General features: G+C 69.5%; 17 protein-coding genes and 2 pseudogenes. 7 read left to right on the top strand and 12 right to left on the bottom strand.

Annotated features, from left to right (window positions below):
• Window positions 1–49: 49 nt before the first annotated feature.
• The 4 genes from IG99_RS31585 to IG99_RS51465 all read right to left on the bottom strand — a co-directional run bounded on the left by IG99_RS31585 (window position 50) and on the right by IG99_RS51465 (window position 4,257).
• Window positions 50–1,015 (bottom strand): AraC family transcriptional regulator, encoded by a 966-nt coding sequence (locus IG99_RS31585; protein WP_199815646.1) that lies wholly within the window; start codon window positions 1,013–1,015, stop codon window positions 50–52.
• 147 nt (window positions 1,016–1,162) lie between these two features.
• Entirely contained in the window at window positions 1,163–2,158 is a 996-nt protein-coding gene (locus tag IG99_RS31580; protein WP_063768356.1) for a serine/threonine-protein kinase, read from the bottom strand.
• Window positions 2,155–4,047, bottom strand: a complete 1,893-nt coding sequence (locus IG99_RS31575) for an ABC transporter ATP-binding protein (RefSeq protein ID WP_234312026.1) — start codon at window positions 4,045–4,047, stop codon at window positions 2,155–2,157. Before IG99_RS31575 ends, IG99_RS31580 begins: the two co-directional genes overlap by 4 nt.
• 75 nt (window positions 4,048–4,122) lie before the next feature.
• The gene (locus IG99_RS51465; protein WP_267882579.1) at window positions 4,123–4,257 is read right to left on the bottom strand and encodes a hypothetical protein; all 135 of its coding nucleotides are present in this window, start codon (window positions 4,255–4,257) and stop codon (window positions 4,123–4,125) included.
• 311 nt (window positions 4,258–4,568) lie between these two features.
• On the opposite strand from IG99_RS51465, the gene IG99_RS31570 reads away from it, so the two are divergent.
• A complete protein-coding gene (locus tag IG99_RS31570) occupies window positions 4,569–5,330 on the top strand; it encodes a nuclear transport factor 2 family protein (protein WP_037679959.1) in 762 nt (253 codons plus the stop codon).
• Window positions 5,331–5,381: 51 nt separating this feature from the next.
• On the top strand, window positions 5,382–5,705 hold the full coding sequence (locus tag IG99_RS31565; protein WP_037679958.1) for a MoaF-related domain-containing protein: 324 nt from the start codon (window positions 5,382–5,384) through the stop codon (window positions 5,703–5,705).
• Window positions 5,706–5,902: 197 nt separating this feature from the next.
• Here IG99_RS31565 and IG99_RS48010 read toward each other — a convergent pair whose 3' ends face one another.
• Together IG99_RS48010 and IG99_RS31560 are read right to left on the bottom strand one after the other, a co-directional pair.
• Window positions 5,903–6,046 carry an alpha/beta hydrolase fold domain-containing protein gene (locus IG99_RS48010; RefSeq protein WP_107056071.1) on the bottom strand — a complete coding sequence of 48 codons (144 nt, stop codon included), beginning with the start codon at window positions 6,044–6,046 and terminating at the stop codon, window positions 5,903–5,905.
• 25 nt (window positions 6,047–6,071) lie between these two features.
• Window positions 6,072–6,449 (bottom strand): annotated as a pseudogene (locus IG99_RS31560) (amidohydrolase family protein); the annotation flags it as partial.
• On the opposite strand from IG99_RS31560, the gene IG99_RS31555 reads away from it, so the two are divergent.
• Window positions 6,448–8,607, top strand: coding sequence for an alpha-L-fucosidase (locus IG99_RS31555; RefSeq protein ID WP_037679956.1), 2,160 nt, complete (start codon window positions 6,448–6,450; stop codon window positions 8,605–8,607). The pseudogene IG99_RS31560 and the gene IG99_RS31555 overlap by 2 nt on opposite strands.
• A 70-nt stretch (window positions 8,608–8,677) precedes the next feature.
• On the opposite strand, the gene IG99_RS31550 is transcribed toward IG99_RS31555, so the two are convergent.
• From IG99_RS31550 to IG99_RS31540, 4 genes are all read right to left on the bottom strand, one after another.
• Complete coding sequence (locus IG99_RS31550; protein ID WP_037679954.1) at window positions 8,678–10,915, bottom strand: serine/threonine-protein kinase; 2,238 nt, start codon at window positions 10,913–10,915, stop codon at window positions 8,678–8,680.
• Between the two features lie 60 nt (window positions 10,916–10,975).
• The gene (locus tag IG99_RS31545; RefSeq protein ID WP_037679952.1) at window positions 10,976–11,830 is read right to left on the bottom strand and encodes an oxygenase MpaB family protein; all 855 of its coding nucleotides are present in this window, start codon (window positions 11,828–11,830) and stop codon (window positions 10,976–10,978) included.
• A 384-nt stretch (window positions 11,831–12,214) separates the two neighbouring features.
• Window positions 12,215–12,382 carry a hypothetical protein gene (locus IG99_RS48005; protein WP_324606149.1) on the bottom strand — a complete coding sequence of 56 codons (168 nt, stop codon included), beginning with the start codon at window positions 12,380–12,382 and terminating at the stop codon, window positions 12,215–12,217.
• Window positions 12,383–12,406: 24 nt separating this feature from the next.
• Window positions 12,407–15,433, bottom strand: coding sequence for an aminotransferase class III-fold pyridoxal phosphate-dependent enzyme (locus tag IG99_RS31540; RefSeq protein ID WP_037679951.1), 3,027 nt, complete (start codon window positions 15,431–15,433; stop codon window positions 12,407–12,409).
• Window positions 15,434–16,331: 898 nt separating this feature from the next.
• Here IG99_RS31540 and IG99_RS31535 point away from each other — a divergent pair.
• The 4 genes and pseudogenes from IG99_RS31535 to IG99_RS49730 form a co-directional block, all read left to right on the top strand.
• Window positions 16,332–17,549 carry a PucR family transcriptional regulator gene (locus IG99_RS31535; protein ID WP_107056070.1) on the top strand — a complete coding sequence of 406 codons (1,218 nt, stop codon included), beginning with the start codon at window positions 16,332–16,334 and terminating at the stop codon, window positions 17,547–17,549.
• Window positions 17,550–18,150: 601 nt separating this feature from the next.
• Entirely contained in the window at window positions 18,151–18,834 is a 684-nt protein-coding gene (locus tag IG99_RS31530; RefSeq protein ID WP_037679949.1) for a haloacid dehalogenase type II, read from the top strand.
• Window positions 18,835–18,890: 56 nt separating this feature from the next.
• Window positions 18,891–20,174, top strand: a complete 1,284-nt coding sequence (locus tag IG99_RS31525) for an NAD(P)/FAD-dependent oxidoreductase (protein ID WP_037679948.1) — start codon at window positions 18,891–18,893, stop codon at window positions 20,172–20,174.
• Between the two features lie 142 nt (window positions 20,175–20,316).
• Window positions 20,317–20,403 (top strand): annotated as a pseudogene (locus tag IG99_RS49730) (IS5/IS1182 family transposase); the annotation flags it as partial.
• Window positions 20,404–20,444: 41 nt separating this feature from the next.
• Here the strand turns inward: IG99_RS49730 and IG99_RS31520 are convergent.
• Window positions 20,445–21,623 (bottom strand): acyl-CoA dehydrogenase family protein, encoded by a 1,179-nt coding sequence (locus tag IG99_RS31520; RefSeq protein ID WP_037679947.1) that lies wholly within the window; start codon window positions 21,621–21,623, stop codon window positions 20,445–20,447.
• A gap of 145 nt (window positions 21,624–21,768) precedes the next feature.
• Window positions 21,769–22,533 carry a CbtA family protein gene (locus IG99_RS31515; RefSeq protein ID WP_037679946.1) on the bottom strand — a complete coding sequence of 255 codons (765 nt, stop codon included), beginning with the start codon at window positions 22,531–22,533 and terminating at the stop codon, window positions 21,769–21,771.
• Window positions 22,534–22,556 lie beyond the last annotated feature (23 nt).

The raw sequence follows: 22,556 nt of genomic DNA, 5'->3' as shown, positions 1-22,556 counted from the left end.
CAGCTGGCAACAGATGGCGAGTTCCTGAATGCGGCATGCCTGAACTGCATCAATGCTCCCCCTTCGGAGGGGCCGTGGCGATTCCTGAACCGATGTCCTGATGGTCAAAATGCGACTCGTTCGTCGCCAGTCCCCGGATCTCCCTGCGGAAGTCGATCGGGGAACGCCCCGCGCGTTGCATGAAGTACTTGCTGAACTGGGAGGGCGTGACGAAGCCGAGGTGGTCCGAGATTCGTGCCGCGCTCTCGTCGCCGTGCGCCAGCAGACGCTTCGCCTCCAGCACGACCCGGCGGTCGATGAACTCCTTCGCGCTGAGCCCGGCGTTGGACAGGGTCGCCCGGGCGAGGGTGCGGCCCGAATAGCCGAGCATGCGGGCGTAGTCCTCCACCCGTCGGGTGGAGGTGAAGTTCCGTTCGACCGCGTCACGGAACCGCAGGTAGGTCTCGTCCGGCTCCGGAGCGGGACTGCCGACCGGGACGGTGAGATGGGCCAGTCGCAGCAGGAGGACGGCGAGGAGGTGGCGCAGGGCCGCGATGTGCGCTTCGAGAGGCAGGTGACCGAGCGCCTGGAACTCGCGGCTCAGGTGTTCAGCGGCCATGGTCACCGCCTCGGCGTCGGCGGCGACGGGGGTGGTGACGACCGGTGCGTGCGGGTCGTCGACTCGGGCGGCCGTTGCCGTGGCCGGATCCAACACGTCCTGCTGGAAGAGGATCAGAGTGCCCTCGGCCTTGGTGAGGTCACCCCATTGATGCACCTGCCCTGGGCGCACCCACAGCCAGGAGCCCGGCCGCAGGGCGTAGCCGTTGAAGTCGACGACATGCCAGAGGTCGCCCGCGGTCAGCGTGAGGAGGTGATGGAAATCGGGGCGCTGGGGCCCGGCCAGGGTGCGCTCGGAGACGCGCCGCCGTAGCTCCGCCAGCGACATGACCTCGACACCGGCGGGAGTACCCGCGGGCGCGACGAACGGGATCTCCGGGATCTCACACGGGGATCTGTGTCGGTTTTTGGCCATCATCAGTCGGAAGCTTATCCGGCTACCACCCGGCGGTCTCCGTACGTTGGCCGTGCCGCTGCTGAGACGAACGGCTCTGCCGGCCCAGCCCCGGGCGGACGACTCTGCGGGAGTGCACGGCGTCGATCGCCGGAGTGTGGGCGATGGCCGTCATTCGGGCACAGACCGGTCCGCGGCGTGAGTCGTAGGTTCCACGTCCCTGCGGTGGGAGGGCAGCAGCGCGTCGAACGTTGCGGCGAGGGAATCGATGCTCGGCCGGGCGCTGGGGTCCGGTTCCAGGCAGGCGTCGACAGCGGTGGCGAGCGCACGCGGCAGACGGCGCAGGGTGCCCACTGGTGCGGCCCTGCCGTCCAGTTGCGGGTAGCGGCCCTGTCGGCCGTAGGTGCCGCTCGGGCTCGCGGACGTGGACGGGGCGCCGTCGTCACCGGCCGGCTCTCCGTCCGTCGTGGTGGTGGTGATCTCGAGGAAAGGAAGGTCACCGGTGGCGACCTCGTACAGGGTGATGCCCACCCCCCATACATCCGCGGCGGCGGACAGGCGGCCGCCGCGTGCCTGCTCGGGGGCGAGATAGCAGGGGGTGCCTATGCCGCCGGGGGCGAGCCCCGGCGGGCGGGCGACGCTGAGGTCGAGGAGCTTGGCGCGTCGGCAGTCGATGATCACGTTCGAGGGCTTCACGTCCAGGTGCAGCAGGTCCCGGCCGTGCAGGTAGTGCAGTGCGGAGCACAGATGCAGGCCCAGGAAGGCCACGTCAGGGGCGGCGAGCCGGCGGCGCAGGCGGCCGATGAGGTGGGCTACTGTCTCGCCGGCCAGAGTCTCCAGGACGACGAGGGGCTCGGGCGTCTCCACGGTCTCGTAGGCGCGGACCAGATGCGGGTGGCTGAACGCCTGTAGCCAGCGGCCCTCACGCAGGAGCCGTTCGCGCAGCCGCAGTTCGTGCCGGCGGTCCGGACGCAGCGTCTTCAGCAGGCAGCGGCAGTCCCGCTCATGGCTCCAGGCGTCGTACACGTCGAGCCAACCGGTTCTGGTCAGATGGGCCAGGATCTCGTAGCCTCCGACCGGCCTCGCCCCCGGCGGCAGGGGCGCGAGCGGCGGGGCGGTCCGTGGCCGGGGGAGCGCGCGCGGCGAGGCGAGGTTCGGACGGCTCATGGGATTGCCTTGGTCGTGGAAGCCGTGAAGACCGTGTCGGCTGGGTCCGCGGGAGCGTGCAGCCGGTGCAGCCGGGCGTAGGTCTTGCCGCTCAGCAGCAGGTCTTGGTGGGTGCCCTGCTCGACGACCCGGCCGTGGTCCAGTACCAGGATCCGGGTGGCGTCGCGGACAGTGAGCAGGTTGTGGGAGATGACGATCGTGGTGCGTCCGGCCATGAGCCGACGCAGCGGCTCCATGACACGTCGGCCCGATTCGGCGTCCAGGCCGGTGGTCGGCTCGTCCAGAACGAGGACTGGCGCGTCACGGATCATGGCCCGGGCGATCGCCAGGCGCTGGCGCTGGCCTCCGGACAGCAGCCTGCCGCGCTGGCCCACGACGGTGTCGTAGCCCTCCGGCAGAGCGGTGACGAAGTCGTGCGCGGCCGCGGCGCGGGCCGCCGCGACGACCTCCCGCTCACTGGCGTCCGGACGGCCGTAGAGGATGTTCTCGCGCACGGTGCCGTGCAGGACCAGCGTCTCCTGGAGCACCACGGCCACGTTGTCCCGGACGTCGGCGAGCCGCAGGGTCCTCAGGTCCGCTCCGTCCAGCCGAACGGCACCGTGCTCGGGGTCGTAGAAGCGCAGCAGGAGCTTGGCGACGGTGGACTTCCCCGCGCCACTGGCCCCGACCAGCGCAAGGGTCTGCCCGGGTTCGACACGCAACGACACATCGCGCAGCGCGGGCCGGTCGGTTCCCGGATAGGTGAACCCGACACGGTCGAACTCCACCTGCCCGCGAGCGCGCCGGAGCCGGGCGGGACGGGGGGCCTCACTCACCAGCGGGCGCTGGTCGAGCAGCTCGACGATCCGCTCCGCGGCGGCGGAAGCCGCGTAGAAGGTGCTGGTCAGGTGGGACATGCCCCGGATCGGGCTGTAGAGCTTGCCGAGCAGGGCCAAGAAGACCAGAAGCTCACCCAGGGTGAGACGGCCGCGGGCCAGTTGCCAGGTGCCCAGGCCCATCACGAGGAGGGCCCCGCTCAGCTCGACGAGGTCGACCAGCGGCCCGAAGACGGCACGGATCCTGGTCGAGGCCATGGTGGCGCGGTACCGGCCGAGGATCTCGCGATGGAACCTGTTCTGCTCCCACTCCTGGCGGTTGTACGCCTGCACCAGAGCGATGTTGCCCAGTACCTCCTCGGCGACCGCGCTGACCGAACCGCTGCGCCGGCGGCGTTCCCTGGAGGCGGCCTTCACCAGCCGGGAGAAGTACCGGGCCGCGCACCAGAACAGGGGCACGATGACGAGGGCGAACAGCGTCAGGTCCCAGCTCAGGTAGAAGAGCATGCCCAGGAAGATGCCCAGCCGCATGACGTACCACAGTGCCTGGGCCACGCCCGAGAGCAGGAACGTCTCGACCGCGTCGACGTCACCGGTCACCCGGGCCAGGACATCGCCGAGCCTGCGTCGTTCGAAGAAGCCGAGGGAGAGGCGTTGCATGTGCCGGAAGACGTCCGCTCGCAGGGCGAGCAGGAAGCGCTCACCGACCCAGACGGAGGTCACGTCGTCGGCGAACGACAGGAGGCCCGAGGCGAGGCTGAGCCCGGCGTATGCCAGGGCGATCGGCAGGAACGAACTGAGGTCGCGCTGCACGAGGACCTCGTCCACCACCACTTTGAACAGCCATATCTCGGCCGCGTCGATGGCGGGGCCGACGACGCAGAAGGCGACCAGGGGCAGCAGCCACTTCCGCCCGCCACGCGTGTACGGCCAGAACCGCCGGAAGATCTGCCGCACCGGCAGTGTCGGCGCGGCAGCGACGAGCTGCTCGCCCTCCGGCTCGGCGACAGTGAGCAACCGCCGCAACGCCGCGAACGGGGCGGCGCTGCGGACGGTGCGACGGAGGAGTTTCACGGGACCGTGATTCACCGGATGTCGTCCTCCGACGACCGGGAGCCAACGCCCACCGGCCGCCGAGGAACACCAGCGTCACTTGTGCGTGCCGGTGCTGGAGGTACGGCGACGGTGCTTGCGGTGGTGGGACGTCCTCCCCTTCATGCTGGTCGTGGACTTCTTGCCCTTGGAGTGCCTCTTGGCGGGTGCCAGGTGGCTGAAGAGGGACATGATCTTTCCCTTCATCTTGCCGGTTCACTAAGAGATACGAGCGGCCTCCGCCATGGGATTGCGATTTCCGTAAGAATTTTTCGATTCCGGACAGAAGGCCCACGAGCGCACTCCCTTTAGGTCGCCTGCTCTGCCTGGCCGAGGTGTACGCCGAGACAGCGCGCGACGAAGCGACCGCACAGGGTGTCGCAATTTGACCATGGGGAGTCCCCGTTCGTGCCGGTGAACCCGGGGTCTTCGGCCTAGTTTGAACACATCGGCGCTCGACCGCCGGTCCACCCCGCGCAGGTCCACACACAAGGAAGACAGTCATGAGCAACGCAAAGAACATCGTCCTTCAGGCCGCCGCCGAACTGTTCGGAGACAAGGACCCCTCCGCGGTGGACCGTTGGGTGGCGGCGGACTACAAGCAGCACAGTGCCCTCGCCGCGGACGGGCCCGAGGCCCTGCGCGGGCTCGTCGCCGGCCTGGGCGAGGACTTCCGCTACGAAGGCGCTCGGGTCATCGCCGACGGCGACCTGGTCGCCCTGCACGGCACCTACCACGGCTTCGGTCCGGACCCGCTCGTCGGGTTCGACATCTTCCGAGTCGACGCCGACGGCAAGCTGGTCGAGCACTGGGACGCCCTGACCCCGCTGGTCGAGGACACCGTCTCCGGCCGCTCCCAGACCGACGGCCCCGCCGCGGTCACCGAGACCGACAAGACCGACGCCAACCGTGCCCTGGTGGCCGAGTTCGCCGAGAAGGTCTTCGTCGGCGCCGACTACTCGGTGCTCACCGACTACATCTCCACCGAGACCTACCACCAGCACAACACCGAGGCCGCCGACGGCCTCGACGGCTTCGGGGCGGCCGCCGCCAAGTGGGCCGAGCAGGGCAAGAACCTCGTCTACAAGAAGGTTCACAAGGTCATCGCCGAGGGTGAGTTCGTCCTGACACAGTCCGAGGGCGAGTTCGGCGTGTCCGTCGCCTACTACGACCTCTTCCGTGTCGCGGACGGCAAGATCGTCGAGCACTGGGACGTCATCGCGCCCGTCCCGGCCGAACTGCCGCACGGCAACGGCCTGTTCTGACCGGCCCGTAAGCCGTCCGGATCACCTGACACGTCGACGGAGCGCAAAGGCATGAGCAACCTCACCTACGCAGGAAAGACGTACAAATTCAGCGTCGACAACGGCGTCGTCTTCCACAACACCTACAGCCCCGACGGCACCACGCTGCACTACGAGACCGTGGCCGGCCCCGACACCGGCGCGAGCGAGGACGTCACGCTGCACGCGGCCGAGGTCGCCCCTGGCGTCTTCCTGCTCGGCTGGGTGGAGAAGTCCGGCATGACCGTCACCCACGCGATGAACCTCAACGCCCTTACGGGGCACGCCTTCTGGACCTACGAGACTCCCGAGGGCCGGATCGGCGAGCTGCACGTCGGCACACTCGAAGAAATGTGATCCACCTGCCGACGGCCCGGCCCCGCGCGTACCGACGTGCGGGGCCGGGCCATCACCGATCCGCGCCGAGTCCGGTGCCTTCGCCGGGACGGAGACACACTCTCCCTTCCGCCCGGCAGCGACCCCGGCCACAGCCGCTCGACTGGACGGGCGTGTCCGTGGTCCCCGGTCCGCTGCCGGAGGGGTCCCACCGGGAGTCATCGAGTCGCCACCTCCGGTGCGAGCCGGTACTCGACGGACACCATCACCGCGTTCAGCTCCCGCGCCCAGTCCACGAGCATGTCCACACCGGACCGGTGGTTACGGATCACCGTGCCGCCGCCGTGGACGTGATGGAGCACGGACCGTAGGCCGCGGGGCGGCAGATCAGGAGCGTGACAGCCGGTAGAAGTCGGTCGCGGTGCCGGCCAGGATCGCCTGGGTCTCGCTCGCGGAGCAGTCGGCGAGGAGCTCCTCGACAGTGGCGGCCCAGAGATTCCAGCCGCCGGCGAGCACGCAGACCGGCCAGTCGGAGCCGAACATGAGCCGGTACGGGCTGAAGGCAGAGAGCAGCACGTCCCACACCGGCCGGATGTCGTCGACGGTCCACTTCTCGTGGTCGGCCTCGGTGACGAGCCCCGACATCTTGCAGCGCACCTGTGGATATCTGGCCAGAAGGCGGATCTGACGTTCCCAGTCGGCCAGCTCGCCGCCGGCGACGGGTGGCTTCCCGGCGTGGTCGAGGACGATCGGGAGGTCGGGGATGCTTGTCGGCGCCGGCTCCGCCCTGGCCGCACCGTCCACCTACACGCCCACCTGGGACTCGGTGAACCAGCACCCGGCGTCTCCCGAGTGGTTCAGGGACGCCAAGTTCGGCATCTACTTCCACTGGGGGGTCTTCAGCGTCCCCGCCTACGACAGTGAGTGGTACCCGCGCAACATGTACTTCAGCGGCAGCACGGTGAACCAGCACCACGTCGCCACGTACGGCGACCCGTCGGTGTGGCCGTTCCACAACTTCATCAACGGTGCGAACGACAAGGCGGGCAACTTCACCCAGTTCGCGCCCAAGCTCAAGTCGGCCGGCGGCAACTTCGACCCCGACGAGTGGGCGCAGCTGTTCGTGGACGCCGGGGCGAAGTTCGCCGGGCCGGTCGCCGAGCACCACGACGGCTTCTCGATGTGGAACAGCCAGGTCAACGAGTGGAATTCGGTCGCCAAGGGCCCGCAGCTCAACCTGCTGCAGCTGTTCACCGACGCCGTCCGCGCGAAGAACCTGAAGCTGCTGGTGTCGATGCACCACGCCTACAACTACCTCGGCTACTACCAGGCGGTCCCGGCGCAGTCCGACCCCAGTCTGAAGAAGCTCTACGGACAGCTGGACAAGACCACGGAAGACCAGCTGTGGTACGACAAGCTCAAGGAGGTCATCGACCTGGCCAAGCCGGACATCATCTACCAGGACGTCCACCTGGACCAGATCGCCGAGACCCAGCTGCTGAACTTCCTCTCCTACTACTACAACCAGTCCAACTCCTGGGGCCGTGAGGTCATCGCCACCTACAAGGACGCGTTCAACGGCCACGGCGAGGTCTTCGACTACGAGCGCGGCGGCCCGGCCGACATCACATCGCCCTACTGGCTGACCGACGACAGCGTCTCCAGCACCAGTTGGTGCTACACCGAGGGCATCGGCTACTACACGGCGCAGTTGTTGCTGCACGCGATGATCGACCGGGTCAGCAAGAACGGCACCGTCCTGCTCAACATCGCGCCGAAGGCCGACGGCACCGTCCCCCAGGGCCAGCGCGACATCCTGCTCGGCATCGGCGACTACCTGAAGCGCTTCGGTGAGTCGGTGTACTCGACCCGGGCCTGGACCGCCTATGGCGAGGGGCCGACGAAGATGGGCGGCGGCACCTTCATGAACCCGAGCGCCGGCACCGCGCAGGACATCCGCTTCACCCGGAACAAGGCGAACGACACCCTCTACGCAACGGTGCTCGGCTGGCCCGGCAGCACGCTGACCATCAAGACGCTCAGCTCCAGTCGCATCAACCTGGGCTCGCTGACCTCGGTGAAGCTGCTCGACAGCACGGCCGGCACCTACATCGATCTCCCGAACCGGACGCAGGACACCACCGGGCTCAAGGTGACCCTGCCCTCGTCGGCGCCGTTCTCCGTACCCATGTACGTGCTGAAGCTGACCTTCTCCGGCCAGATCCCCCCGCTGCAGCCGGTCGACGGTGCCCTGGTCTTCACGGACGTCAGCTACAGCGGAACCTCCGCGGCGCTCGGCCTGGGCGACTACACCGCCGACCAGCTCGACCTGCACGGGATACCCGCGCTCAGCATCTCCTCGCTGAAGCCGACCCCGGGCCGGCAGATCGTCGCCTACTCCGGCGACAACTTCACCGGCACCCAGTGGACCTTCACCGCCGACAACGCCGACCTGCGGGTCACCGGCCAGAACGACAAGATCAGCTCGCTGAAGGTGCAGTTCAACCCGTCGACCTATCTCAAGATCGTCAACTACACCGACGGCCTGGCCCTGGACAGCGGCGGCAACGTCGCCGGCGGATCCGACCTCAAGCAATGGCACTGGTTCGACAACGCCAACCTCCAGTGGCAGGCGGTCGAGGTCGGGGGCGGCTACTACAAGCTGGTCAACCGGACCAACGGCATGGTCGCCGACAGCTGGGGCGCCACCAGCAACGGCGCCACCTGCAAGCAGTTGGCCTGGAACGGCCACACCAACCAGCAGTGGAAGATCACACACCGCGGCGGCGGCCAGTACAACATTGTCAACCGCACCACGGGCAAGTGCCTGGACGGCGGCGGCAACGTCCCCGAGGGCTCGGTCACCAAGCAGTGGGACTGGGGCAACAGCACCAACCTGCAGTGGACCATCAGCCCCGTCTGACCCGCTTCCGCGAGCCCGTGGCCCGGTGCGGCGCCGAACCCCGGCCCGCACCAGGCCACAGGCGGGCCCCTCAGCCCCCCTCTACCGCTCGCTGTCTGCGGGCCGCGACCTTGCGGTACAGGTCGACCGCTTCCGCGCCCCGGCCCAGTTGTTCCAGGCAGTGGGCCTCGTCGTTGCGGCTGGCGAGGGTGTCGGGGTGGTCCGGGCCCAGGACTCGCTCGCGGGCCACGGCGACCCGGCGGTACTCGGTGAGGGCGTCGGCCCAGCGGCCCAGCCAGCCGAGGCCGACGGCGACCTCGCGCCGGCTGACGAGGGTGTCGGGGTGCTCGTCTCCCAGGACGCGCTCGCGGATCACGCAGACGTCGCGGGACTCGGCGAGGGCCTCCTCCCAGCGGCCGAGACGGCCGAGGTTGACCCCGAGACCATGGCGGGCGCGCAATGTCTCCGGGTGGGCGGGGCCGTGGACACGGGTGCGGTCGTCGACCAGGTCGCGGTACAGGCGCAGCGCCTCCGCGCTGTGGCCGAGACGGCCGAGGCTGATGCCGATCTCGTAACGGGCGGCGAGGGTGTCCGGGTGGTCGGGGCCGAGCGCCTGGGCCCGGGCCGCCGCGACCTCGCGGTAGGTCCGCAGTGCCTCCTGTCGGCGGCCCAACTGTCCTAGTGCGTAGGCGACTTCGTAGCGCGTGACCAAAGTGTCCGGATGCTCGGGGCCCAGCACCCGGGCGCGGGCCGCGGCCACCTCGCACGCCATGCGGTACGACTCCTCGTGGCGGCCGAGCCTGCTGAGGTTGAAGGCGAGGTTGTGCCGGCAGCGCAAGGTGTCGGCGTGGTCGGGCCCCATCAGCTGCTCCCGGGCCGCGAGCACCGACACATACACCTTGTGGGCGTCCTCGTGACGCCCCAACTGACCGAGGACATAGGCCATTTCCTGGCGGACGGCGAGGGTGTCGGGGTGGTCGGCGCCCAGCGCCCGGATCCGGGCCGCGGCCACGTGCTTGTACTCGCGCAGCGCGTCTGCGGCGCGCCCGGTACGGCTGAGGGTGAAGGCGACCTCGTAGCGGCTGGCGAGGGTGTCGGGGTGGGCGGGGCCGAGGAGGCGCTCGCGTTCGGCGGCGACGGCACGGTGCACCTCGCCGGCCTCGGCCCAGCGGCCGAGCCGGCCCAGGCTGAGACCGGAGTTGTGCCGTCCGGCCAGCGCGGTGAGCGTCCGCGGGGGCGGGACCGGCGGTTCCTCGGGGGCGCCGGACGGCTGGACTCCGTCCGACTGCGGGCGCGGGATCCACTCGCCGGTGAGGCCTGCCCCGGCGTCCGGCGGGGTTGCGGGCAGCGTGGCGCCGGACGCCTTGTGGCCGGTGGTGATGCCCCGTGTCCAGGACGGCAGGCGGGGTTCGCGCCCGGTCTGTTCGGGTGGCCGGAGGTCCGGCCGGGGCGTGACCACGGTCGGCACGTACGCCGGTGTCGTACGGCCCAGACCGATCCTGCGTCCCAGCTCACGGCCGTCGCGCGGGCGTTCCTCAGGGCGTTTGGCGAGCAGGTCGAGGATGACCTCCTCGAGGTAGACGGGCAGCTCGGAGCGGTGGCTACGGGGCGGGCGGGGCGGGGTGTCGCGGTGGCCGACGAGGATGGCCCAGGGGTCGTCGAGGTCGAACGGGGGCGCCCCCGTGGCGATCTCGTAGAGCACGCATCCGAGTGAGTACAGGTCGCTGCGCTGGTCGACCTCGGTGCCGCTGATCTGCTCCGGGGACATGTAGTGCGGGGTGCCCATGGCGATGCCGGTGCCGGTGAGGCGGGAGGTGAAGCCGATGTCGTGGCCGAGGCGGGCGATGCCGAAGTCGCAGATCTTCACCGTGCCGTCGGTGAGCCGCATGATGTTCGCGGGCTTCAGATCGCGGTGCACGATGCCCTGCGCGTGGGTGTAGGCGAGGGCGGCGGCGACCTGGTCGGCGATCTCGACGACGTCGGCGACGGGCAGCGGATGGTGCTTGTTGTCCTCCAGGAGCTGGCTCAGGTTGCGGCCCTCGAGCAGTTCCATCACGAGGAAGAGGATGCCGTCGGACTCCCCGAAGTCGTGCACGACGGTCACCCCGCGGTGCTGGAGCGCGGCGGCCACCCGGGCCTCGCGTCGGAACCGCTCCCGCAGGACACGGGTGAACGCCTGGTCGCGCTGCGGACCGAGCGGCTTGAGGCACTTCACGGCGACCTTCCGGCCCAGGGACTCGTCCCGGGCCCGCCACACCTCGCCCATGCCACCGCGCCCGATCAGATCGAGCAGCCGGTACCGGCCCTGGATCAGCCTGGTCTCCGCCATCCCCTACCGCCGCCCCGTCCCCGTCGCGCCCTCCCCTGGTCCGGCCAGTATGGCGGCCTTTCACCCGACTTTGTACGGTGCGGGGCGGGCCTCGGGGCCCAGCCGGTCCATGGCCCGCAGGATGTGTTTGGGCGGAAGTTGCCACCGCAGACGTGCGGGAACGCTGCGCAGCAGGGTGCCGGTGACACGCAGCCGGCGGGTGACGACGGCCGCTCGCGGGGCGGGCCGGCCGTACAGCTCGTGGGCGTACGGCGGCAGGGAGGCGTACGCGAGACGCGCCACGCGCCGCCACAGCCCCTCGCGCGCCGGGATCAGGAGGGGGTGGATCGGTGGGCGGCGCAGGAAGTCGTCGACCTCGCGTGCCTCGGGGCCGACGGCGAGCTCGGGCCGCACCTTCTCGAAGTAGGCCTCCATCCCGGCCCGGTCGGCGGGGACGGTGTCGGGGTCGAGACCCACCAGCCGGCCGCTCACGCGATGTTCGGCGATGTAGCGGTCGGCCTGGGGGTCGGTGAGCGGATACCCGGAGCGGCGCAGTACGTGGAGGTAGGAGTCGATCTCGGCGCAGTGCACCCACAGCAGCAGCTCGGGTTCGTCGACTCCGTACGTCTCCCCCGTGTCGGGGTCGGTTGCCGACAGCATCCGGTGGATCTTCCGGACGCGGGCGCCCGCCTTCTCGGCGGCCTCGGTGGTGCCGTACGTCGTGGTGCCCACGAAGTTCGCCGTGCGCATGAGCCAGCCCCAGGCGTCGCGCCGGAAGTCGCTGTTCTGCAGGACGCCCCGCACCGCGCGCGGATGCAGGGCCTGGAGGTAGAGGGCGCGGACACCGGCGACCCACATCATGGGATCTCCATGCGCCTGCCACGTCACCGACCTCGGGCCGAACAGCCCTTGGTCACATGTTCGGTCTTCCGTCATGGCGGCAGTGTGACCGGGCTCGTTGGATGGCACCAGACCACGGTCACGACCTGCGCTGACGACAAGTGGCTTCAGCGGCCAAAGCAGCAGTATCAGCGAAATGGTCGGCACTTCGGTACAGCGCAGGTCATGAGGCGTGTGTCGCCATAGCGGGGCCAGAGATTTTCGGGATGGGCGCCGTCCGCCCAGTCGGCGGACGCGGTACGCGCAGCTGGAGAAGTGGCGCCTCACGGACATCTCCGTGGACACTGCCAACCGTCTCCAAGGCCGGCCGGCGACATCGTCCGGTTCCAGCAGCCCGGCCAGGCGGGTGGCGGCGTCGACGCCGATGAACCCGACGCCGTGGACGCCACCGGTGATCACGACCCTGGCCCCCTTTCTGACTCAAGCCGCGGTGCGGCCGTTTGTGGTGATGAAGTCGATCGACCGGGAGGTGCGGCGCTCCAGGGCGAGGTCCGCGGCGATGCCGCCCATGGCGGGCGAAAGCTTGAAGCCCTGGCCGGAGACGCCGGCCCGCAGGGCACTTCTCGCTTTCGCGGGCCACACGTTCACTGCCTCAGTGGACGGTTGCCCGTCTCAGGGCTGAACGGCCGAGCGCAGTTCGGGCAGGGTCAGGACCTCGTCCAGCGCGTCGACGTAGAGATCCACGTGCTCGCGGCGGAAGGTCATGGGCGGTTTGATCTTCAGTACGTTGTCGTGCACGCCATTGGGGAAGACGATGACGCCCCGCTCCTTCATGAGCTCGGTGACCATGAAGGCCTGCTCAGTGGCCGGCATCTTGGTGATGCGGTCGCGGACCAGTTCGACGCCGAGGTAGAGCCCTTCCGCCCGCACGTCACCGATGAGCGGTTGGCGCTGCTGGAGCTCGCGCAGCGACTGGGCGAAGTACCCGCCCACGCTCACGGCGTTCTCCCTCAGCCCATCCTGCTCGACGATGTCGAGCACGGCCTCGCCGATCGCGCAGGAGACCGGGTTGCCGCCGAAGGTGTTGAAGTACTTCATGCCCGTGTCGAACGCGTCGGCGATCTCCCGAGTCGTGACCACCGCCGCGAGGGGGTGCCCGTTCCCGAGCGGCTTGCCCATCGTGACGATGTCCGGGACCACCCCCTGGAGCTCGAACCCCCACCAGGGCCCCAGTCGTCCGACGCCGACCTGGACCTCGTCGGAGATGCACAGGGCGCCCGCCCGCCTGGCAGCAGTGAACACGCCATCGAGGTAGCCGTCGGGGAACACGATGTTCCCACCCGATCCCATCAGGGACTCGGCGATGAAGGCGGCCGGGGGTCTGCCGTCGGCCGTGATCCGCTCGATGACAGCCGCGGCGTCGCGCGCGTACTTGGCTCCGGCGTCCGCGTCGTCGTACCCGTAGGTACTGCGGTAGCGGTCCGGGATGACGACCTCGTGGGTGGTCGCGGGTGCGCCGGCGCCGCCGGGGCCCTTGTAACGGTTCGGGCTGATCCCGGTCACCACGCCGGTGTTTCCGTGGTACGCGCCGTCGATGTTGACGATGTGCTGCCGACCCGTCACCTGGCGGGCGATCCGCAGCGCCAGGTCGTTTGCCTCGCTGCCCGTGCACACGAGGAAGACGACCTCGAGCGGGTCGGGCAGCGTGGCTACCAGCTTCTGCACGTAACTGGCGATCTGCGGGTAGACGAAACGGCTGTTGGTGTTGAGCTTGCGCAGCTGTCGCGTGGCGGCGGCCGTCACCCGTGGCTCGGCATGGCCGACGTGGGTGACGTTGTTCAGCGAGTCCAGATAAGCCAGGCCGTCCTCGTCGTGGAACCACACGCCCCGCCCACGCACAAGGTTCATCGGGTTGCGGTAGTAGTTGCGCTGGGAGCGAGCGATGTGGCGACGGCGCACTGAGACGACGTCGTCGATGGTGGGGACTGCGGCGGAGGATTCGGTGAACCCGAGGAGCCGGGCGGGGTCGGGTGACAGGTGGCTCCACACCTGCCGTGCGGAAGGCGGCACGACACGAGGGGGCGGCCACGTGGCCATCCGTGCGGTGCGGTGGACCTGTACCTGGACGCAGGACCCGAGCGGGTCCGTCTCCTCGCTCGTGCCGGCGCGTCCCAACGGCGCCCCGGCCGGGACTGTCGCCGCAACGGGCGGCGAGTCGTCCAGTCCCCACCAGCACGTCCAGAACTCCAACCCCTGGACCGCATGTCGCAGTACCAACGGCATGCCGGCGCCACCGCGGGCTTCGACGACGCCGGACAGCGGGCTGGCAACCTCCTCGGCGTCGGCCACGATCAGCAAGCCGCCGACGTGAACCGTCGCGGGCTCGTCGGCTCCCGGGCGGCGCCGGCCCCCAAGGAGCAGCGATGCGCTGAGGTGGGGCACGTAGCCCCGTCGCCGTCGTCCGTCGAGGACGTCGTCGATGCTCGCGCGCACGGCCCTCGCGTCGTGCCAGTCGACTTCGTCGTAGAGATCACTTGCGGGTCGCAGGTCGAGCAGTTGCGGGGCCGGTGCGTGCGGGGAACCGTCTCGGGCCGTCTCTGCCAAGACTTCTTCCAAACCCCGCTGCTCCCGCGTCCGGGGGAGCCCACACGCGACCCGGAACGTCGCCTCGGCGACATCGGGGCAAACCTCGGCCGCCTGCGCGATCGCCGGCCAGGTGTGTTGCATGCGGGTCCGCCCGTACGGCGTGTCGCTCTCGGCGACCCGGCGCGTCCACGTCACGGCGTTCATGCACAGCCGGGCGGCCGCCAACGGATAGACAACCGCCAGTTCCTCAGCCGTGAGGGGGAGCACCGAGTGGAAGCCGGCCACGACTTCGGCCGCCGCAGCGAGCGGGTCGGCCTTGCGGACCATGGCGTAGCCCGCCGCGATCGCCACCTCTGCCGCGCGCACACTGTAGAGCGAGTCGCCCAGGTCGACGATGCCGGAGATCCGCAGCCCCCCGTCCTCGTCGGCGTCGGCCAGGACGTTGGCGTCATTGAGATCCTGGTGTATGACGCTCCGGGGCAGTCGGTCCCATGCCGGCAGGAGCTCGTCGTACCAGCCCATGATCGTGCGCACCGACTCCCGCCGATCCGCGTCCTGTACAGCGTGCAGCGACGCCTCGACGATCTCAGCGGCCCGGCGCATGTCCCAGTCGTGCGGTTCCAAGCCCACCGGTGGCTCCATGCTGGAGAGTCCGAGGCTCAGCCGCCCAGCGGCTTCTCCCAGCTGACGCAGAAGCGCCGCGGGGTGGTCGTCGAGTTCCGCCAGGACCCGGCCCTCGATCCAGCTCATCACGCGGACCACGTGCGTACGGCCCTCGTGGACGACGGCGGCAAGGAGCTTCCCCTCGCGTGTCGGGACCAGTCGTGGCACCGGAAGGTCGGGAACGGTGGCGGCCAGATGCTGGAGGAGCGAGTTCTGCCAGAGGACGTCGGCCGAGTCCGGCTCCGCGCGGGTGACCCGCACGAAGTAGCGCATGCCGTCATCGCCGGTGATCCGGACGTTCTGGTCGATCTCCCCTCCCAGTGGGTGCTGATCGTATCCCTCGAGTCCGAAGGACTGCCGCAGCACGTGGTCGAGGAGCGAGCCCGGCAGTTGGCCGGTGTGACCGGGGATGGTCGTTCCGTCCTGGCCGGTGGTGGTCGCTGAGGTCATCGGTGCGTTCTCTCTCTCGTCGTCAGGTCGCTCATCACTCACCGTGGGCCTGCGTCACTACGCTCAGGTCGTGGCCCCCCGCCGCCACCCGTGTCGGACCTCGATGCGGTGCCTGGGAGGAGGCGGGGACGGCTGCCGCGGCTGTGTCTCGATCGCTTCACGGGCTGCACAGACCTCGGTCGAGTCGACGACCGACAGGTCCAGGGCGGACTCCCCCGTTCGGCACTTCCCCTCGATGCCCCACTCCGACGGCCGCAGGGGCCCCGGGCCAGGACGCGCTTCAACACCCAGGGCCAGTCGGCGATCAGGTCCGAGGCGGGCCGTCCGTCAAAGGCGGAGCCCTCATCGAGACCGGTCATCAGCTCACGCGGCGGCGGTTATGACGTCCCAGGTGACGTTGGCGGCGAGCACCCCGCGCAGCGCCTCGGCGGGCTCCATCGGTGTCCTCATGTCCTCGACCCCCGCCTTGAGCTCGGCGTAGTCTCTGGGGGAGTCCTGGGTGATCTCGCTCCCGCTCTGCCTGGCGAACCGGTTGGCTCGGCCGCCTTGGTCATCGCGTCCTGGTGGGCTCCGTAGCGGAAGGCCACACTGCCGAGGAACGCGGCGCCCCTCAGCAACGCCTGCTCAAGGTGACGGACCGGGGATCAGGTGCTCACGGAAGCGTCATAGCTGCTCCAAGTGCGTGGTCATGTCACGAGCCCATTCCAGCCCGAGGTGATGCGTCAGTGAAACACCGCGGAGAATCCGGCAACAAGGGACGCGAAGCCGCGACATCGACCCCGTATTTTGTGCCTGTGCACAATTACTGCCAGGGAGCCTCACCGGCATGTCAGCGGCATTACCCGGAGACGGCCCCGGATCCGCCCGGTGACGGCTGTCGTCGGGAGAGGCGGTCCTCATGAGCGGCCCAGGGCGCCGTCAGGGCGGGGCTCGCCACGACGCCGTGCAGGCGATCGCGCGCCGGCTCCTCGAGGAACGGCTCGACGAACTGACCTCTCGTGCTCTCGAACAACTGGAAGCAGAGGAGCCCGCCTACGCGTCGGCGGACTGGGACCCGGTCCAGAAACGGGAGGGGATGCGACGAACCCTCGAACTCGCCCTGACCCGGCTGGCCGGCGGTCCCGTGCCCCGGACGGTCTCGCGCGCCACCGAGGACGTGGGACGCGAGCGAGCGGAGCAGGCGTTCCCCCTGACCGCTCTGATGCACTCCTTCCAGCTGGATCTCAGGACCCTGTGGGAGGCCGTGCTCGCAGAGGGGCGAGCACGCGGCATCAGCGCCGATCCCGACTTCCTCGACGGGCTGATCCGCGTCTGGGAGGCGACGGACGCCAACAGCGTCGAGGTCGTCGACGCCTACCGCCGCACCGAGCGTGACCTGGCGAGCCGTCGTACGGAGGTGCGCAACCGCGCCTTCAGCCGCCTGGTCCTGGAAGGGGAGCAGGATCCCTCCACCGTCGCCGAGGCCTCCACGTTGCTCGGCTTCTCCGAGAACGTCGCCCTGACCGTGGTCGTGGTCGAATCCGTTCCTACCGGGGACCCGGCTGTGTCCCAGGTCGACGATGCGCTGCGTCGGGGCGGCCTCGTACGTCACTTCGGATGGATGGGCGACGAACTCCTCGGCATCATCGGTCACGGACGGCGCGATGAAGAGGCCATGCTTGCCATGCTCCGGCCGTTCACCCCGTGGCGCTGCGGCGTCGCGGAAGTCCCGGGCCTGGCGCTGACGGCGCGGGGCATCCGGTTCGCACGTGCCGCGATCCGCAGCTCCGCGCAGCCCGGAGTGCGGCACGTGGAGGGCCACTGGATCGGGGCGATCATGTCGGCGCAGGAGGAGCTCACCGGTGCGATGGCCACCGGCGTGCTGCGCCCACTGCTCGAGCTGCGCGACCGCGACAGCATCGTCGAGACCCTGCGCTGGTACCTCGACCTGGGCTCGGTCGCCGAGGTGGCCGCTCGCACCTACCGTCACCGGAACACGGTGGGCAATCGCCTGCAGGCCGCGGAAGAGGCGACCGGGCTGAAGCTGTCCCGACCGAACGACGCCGCCCGGCTTGTCCTCGCCCTGGCTTGGCTGGAGACGGACGCGGGCGCCCGCTTCCGGGCGACGATGCCCTGATCCACCGATCGCTGGACGGGTCGAGGCAACCGGCCGGGACCGCGACCGAGAGAGCTGGCGCCAAAGCGCGGCGGTCAGAGGCCACATCCCGTCATGAGGACGGCAGCCTTGGCGGCCGACAGCCCGGTCACGCCGCCGGGCAGCAGCGCCGAGCGGCCGCGGTTCGCGCCGGAGCCGCTCGCGGTGCCTCTCAGAGACCCATCGGTTCGGGCGGAACTGCATCGGATCCCTGACAGGGATTGTGCACAGGCACAAAATACGCGGTCGATCTCGCGGCCTCACGTCCCTTGTTGCCGGATTCTCCGCAGTGCTTCACTGACGCATCGCCTCGAGCCGAAGAGAGGCTCATCGCATCGGAGCAGCAACGATGCTGCCGCCGACTACCCGATCAGCATTCGCCGTCCCCGGCCCGTCCGGGGGCTCGTCCTCCAGCGGCGGCCCCTCGGGCACCCCCTCAGCCCCCATGCCCCCTCAACAGGTCGCCGCCCCAACTCCTCGGCAGCTTTCTGAACTTCCGATGCGGCCGTCCTGGCCGCACTCGACGAGATCGCGACTCCCGGTAAACGGAATGTCCTATATGCCTGGAAAGAGGTTGAATATCATGCGTCAGATCGTCACCTTCGATGCCTACGGCACCCTGGTCGACTTCCAGCTCGGCCCCACCACCCTGAAGGTCCTGGCCGACCGGCTGGACCTGGACCGTCTGAACGTCGACGAGTTCCTCGACGACTTCCGCATCATGCGGTTCCACGCCGTTCTGGAGGCATACCGCCCCTTCCACGAGGTGCTGCCCTCCAGCCTGGAGACAGCGATGCGTCTGCACGGTCTGGAGTACCGGCAGTCCGACGGCGAGGCCCTGGTCGCGGCCGTGCCCACCTTCGGCCCCCACCCCGAGGTCCCGGCCGCCCTGCGGGCGCTGAAGTCCCGGTACGAGATCGCCATCATCTCCAACACGGACGACGACCTCATCGCCCAGAACCTGGCCAACATCGGCGTCGAGTTCGACCATGTCATCACCGCCCAGCAGGCCAAGGCGTACAAGCCGTCCCGGCAAACCTTCGAGTACGCCTTCCAGACCATGGACATCGACCCCGCCCAGGTCATCCACGTCGCCCAGGGCTGGGAGTACGACCTCATCCCCACCCGCGACCTCGGCCTCGCTCGCCGCGTGTGGATCAACCGCTACGGCCACAACGGCTCCATCGGCGCCCGCGGCAGCGCCGACTACCAGCCCTACGACGAGCTGCCCGACCTGTCCGGCCTGCCGGCCCTGCTCGGCTGCTGAAGCCGGGACCCAGACAAGCACCCCTGGACGACCAGGAAGACCCGAGGACGTACGTCATGAAGCAGATCCCCTACTGGCTCGACACAGCTCCCGCCTTCCCCGACCGGACCGGCAAGCCCCTGCCCGAGCAGGCGGACCTGGTGGTCATCGGCGGCGGCCTCACCGGCCTGTCCACCGCCTACCACGCGGCACGCAAGGGCGCCCACGTCGTCCTCGTGGAGAAGGACAAGGTCGGCTCCGGCGCCTCCGGGCGCAACGGCAGCATGTGCACCCAGGGCATCACCATCAGTCCCGCCGAGGCGCGCAAGCGCTACGGGCAGCCGCGGGCCCGGGAACTGTACGACGCCTTCCGCGAGGCGGTGGACGTGGTGGAGGAGCTGACGGTCAAGGAGCAGATCGACTGCGACTTCCACCGCGTAGGGCGTCTGGGCGTCGCGTTCAAGCCGCAGCACTTCGAGAGCATGCGGGCCAAGCAGCGCGACCTGGCCGACAACTTCGGCCACGACACCACGCTGCTGAGCAAGAGCGATCTACGTGCCGAGCTGGGCTCCGACTACTACCACGGAGCCCTGCTCGACCCGCTCAGCGCGCACCTTCACGTCGGCAAATACGTCCATGGCCTGGCCGAGGCCGCCGAACGCGCCGGGGCTCAGATCCACGAACGCAACGCCGCCACCGCGCTGCACCGCCTCCCCGAGGGCGGTTTCCTCGTCGAGACCCTGCACGGCACCATCCGCGCCACGCAGGTCATGGCGGCCACCGACGCCTACACCGACAAGGCCATGCCCTGGTTCCGCAAGCGGCTGATCAACGTCGGCAGCTTCGTCATCGTCACCGAGCCACTGGGCGAGGAGCGGGCCCGGCAGCTCATCCCCAACAACCGCGTGGTCGTGTCCTCCAAGAACATCGGCCACTACATTCGAATCACCCCGGACAACCGCCTGGCCTTCGGCGGCCGGGCCCGCTTCGCCCCCTCGGACCCCGCCTCGGACGTCAAGAGCGGTGACGTTCTGAAGCGGGAGATGACCGAGATCTTCCCGCAGATGGCCGGGGTGAAGGTCGACTATGTATGGGGCGGCATGGTCGGCTTCTCCTACGACCGCGTTCCGCACGCGGGCGAGGCCAACGGCCTCTACTACTCCATGGGTTACTGCGGCCACGGCGTCCAGATGGCCACCTACATGGGCCGCGCCATGGCCGAGGTCATGGACGGCCACCCGGAGGCCAACCCCATGCGCGGCTTCGGCTTCCCCAAGGTTCCGGTGCCGTTCTACAACGGCACCGCCTGGTTCCTGCCCTTCGCCGGGGCGTACTACAAGGCCAAGGACCGGCTGCGCTGACCCTCAGCAAGAGGCATTCGTCAAGTTGCGTCAGCCGCAGTTACCAATATCGGCTCGCGAACCGGGGACAGCCCGGTCGTGCAGTACCGCATACCCGCGGCGCTCGAGCCGGGCGAGTGATCTCGTTTTGACCGCCGCAGGGGTGATGGAGCAGACCACGTCGTGGCTGTCCGGCTACCGCAGACTCACCCACCGCTACGAGCGTAATTCCCGCAACTACCTGGCCTTTCGCAGGCATTTACGCCAACGAGAAAGCCTCGTCACACAACATCAACGCCGCACCCTCGGCATCCCCAGACCGATCCAGGAGATGATCTCGCGCTGGATCTCGTTGTTGCCGCCACCGAAGGTGAAGATCACCGCCGAGCGGTAGCCGCGCTCCAGTTCACCGCGGAGCACCGCGCCCGCCGAGCCCTCCTGCAGCGCGCCCGGAACGGCGACGATCTCCAGGAGTGCCGCGTAGGCGTCCCGGCGCGCCTCGGAGCCGTAGACCTTGACGGCGGAGGCGTCCTGCGGGGTGAGGGTGCCGTTGTGGACGGCGGTGACCATCTGCCAGTTGAGGAGCTTGAGGGCGTCGAGGCGGGTGTGGGTGCGGGCGAGGAGGCGGCGCACCCAGGGCAGATCGACGACGCGGCGGCCGTCGGCGAGCTTGGTCTCCATGGCCCAGCGCTGTACGTCGTGCAGGGCGCGGATGGCCATGGTGCCGTGGGCGGCGAGGGTGACGCGCTCGTGGTTGAGCTGGTTGGTGATCAGCCGCCAGCCCTGGTTCTCCGCGCCGACGCGATGGGTGACGGGGACGCGGACGTTCTCGTAGTAGCTGGCGGTGGTGTCGTGGCCGGCGAGGGTGTGGATGAGGGTGCAGGAGTAGCCGGGGTCGGTGGTCGGGACGAGGAGCATGGTGATGCCCTTGTGCGGCGGTGCCTCGGGGTCGGTGCGCACGGCGAGCCACACCCAGTCGGCGGTGTCCCCGTTGGTCGTCCAGATCTTCTGCCCGTTGACGACGTACTCCTCGCCCTCACGGACCGCGCGGGTCTTGAGGGACGCCAGGTCGGTGCCCGCGCCGGGCTCGCTGTAGCCGATCGCGAAGTCGATCTCGCCGGAGAGGATCTTCGGCAGGAAGTACGCCTTCTGCTCGTCCGTGCCGTACCGCATGATCGTCGGGCCGACGGTGTTGAGCGCCATCAGCGGGAGGGGGACGCCCGCCTGGGCGGCCTCGTCGAAGAAGATGAACTGCTCCATCGCGGTCAGACCGCGCCCGCCGTACTGCTCGGGCCAGCCCACGCCGAGCCAGGCGTCGGCGCCGAGCCGTCGGATCGTCTCGCGGTAGAAGCGTTTCTGGGCGGCCGGGTCGGTGTGCCGGGCCGGGGCGTTCTCGGGCACCAACTCGGCGAAGTAGGCGCGAAGTTCGCTGCGCAGCCGCTGCTGCTCGGGCGTGTGGTCGAGATGCACGGCGCCTCCTGGCTCCCCTGGGCCGGTCCTGACGGCGCACACGGTAGAACGTGTTCCAATAATTGGGAATGGCGGGGAGACGTGAAGAGGCCCTCGGCTGCGCGGTGAACTCGCGCGGCCGAGGGCCTCTTTCATCGGGAACCGGTCACGGTGCCACGGGAGTCGGCCGCGCGGCGGCCACCTCCCGCTCGACGGCGCGTGGCGCGAGCACCCGCTCCGCGAGCAGCCCGAAGACCAGCCCGAAGGTGGTCCACAGGGTGGCCTGCACGGCGAGCGCCGCGAGGCGGAACTGCCACAGCAGGGTGGCCGGGAAGTGCTCGGGGACCTCGTTGAAGGACGGCAGGAAGGCGTACGCCGACCCGACGGCCAGGACGAGGAACGCGCCCGCGGCGAGGGTCGCGTTCCAGTTGCCCAGGCGTGGCGCCAGGCGCCGGCCCAGGATCACGGCGGCGACGGCGAGCAGGACGCTCAGCGCCACCATCAGGAAGTAGAGCGCCGTGCGCTGTCCGATCGTGTCGGGGTCGCCCACGGCGGGCGGGTTGGCGGGGTACTTCAGGAACGGCACGACGTAGACGGCGACCAGGCCGGCCGTCGCCAGGAGCAGCGCGCTCGCACGGGGCCCGAAGCGGCCGATCCGGCCGAGTGCGAAGCAGTACGCGAGGGCGGCGATGCCGCCGAACGCGACGCCGTAGACGAGGACACCGGTGGACAGGCCCGCGGTGGACTGCATCGTACGGCTGACGGGTTCGGCGCCTCCCCCGTGGTGGTGGGCGTGCGCCTCCTCGAAGGCGATGGCCGCGTCGACCCGCGACTCGCCCAGGAAGTAGGCGACGACCAGGGCGAGCAGGCCCGCGGCGAGTCCCGCGAGCATGCCACGCACCAGGAGGGCGCGGACGGTGGTGGAGTTCATGGTCTGGTACGTCCTTCCCCGGC

The sequence above is a fragment of the Streptomyces griseus subsp. griseus genome, from assembly GCF_000720255.1.
GTDB classification, from domain to species: Bacteria; Actinomycetota; Actinomycetes; order Streptomycetales; family Streptomycetaceae; genus Streptomyces; species Streptomyces griseus_I.
Note: the sequence above shows the minus strand (reverse complement) of the source record. Positions and strands in the feature narration are given on the sequence as shown.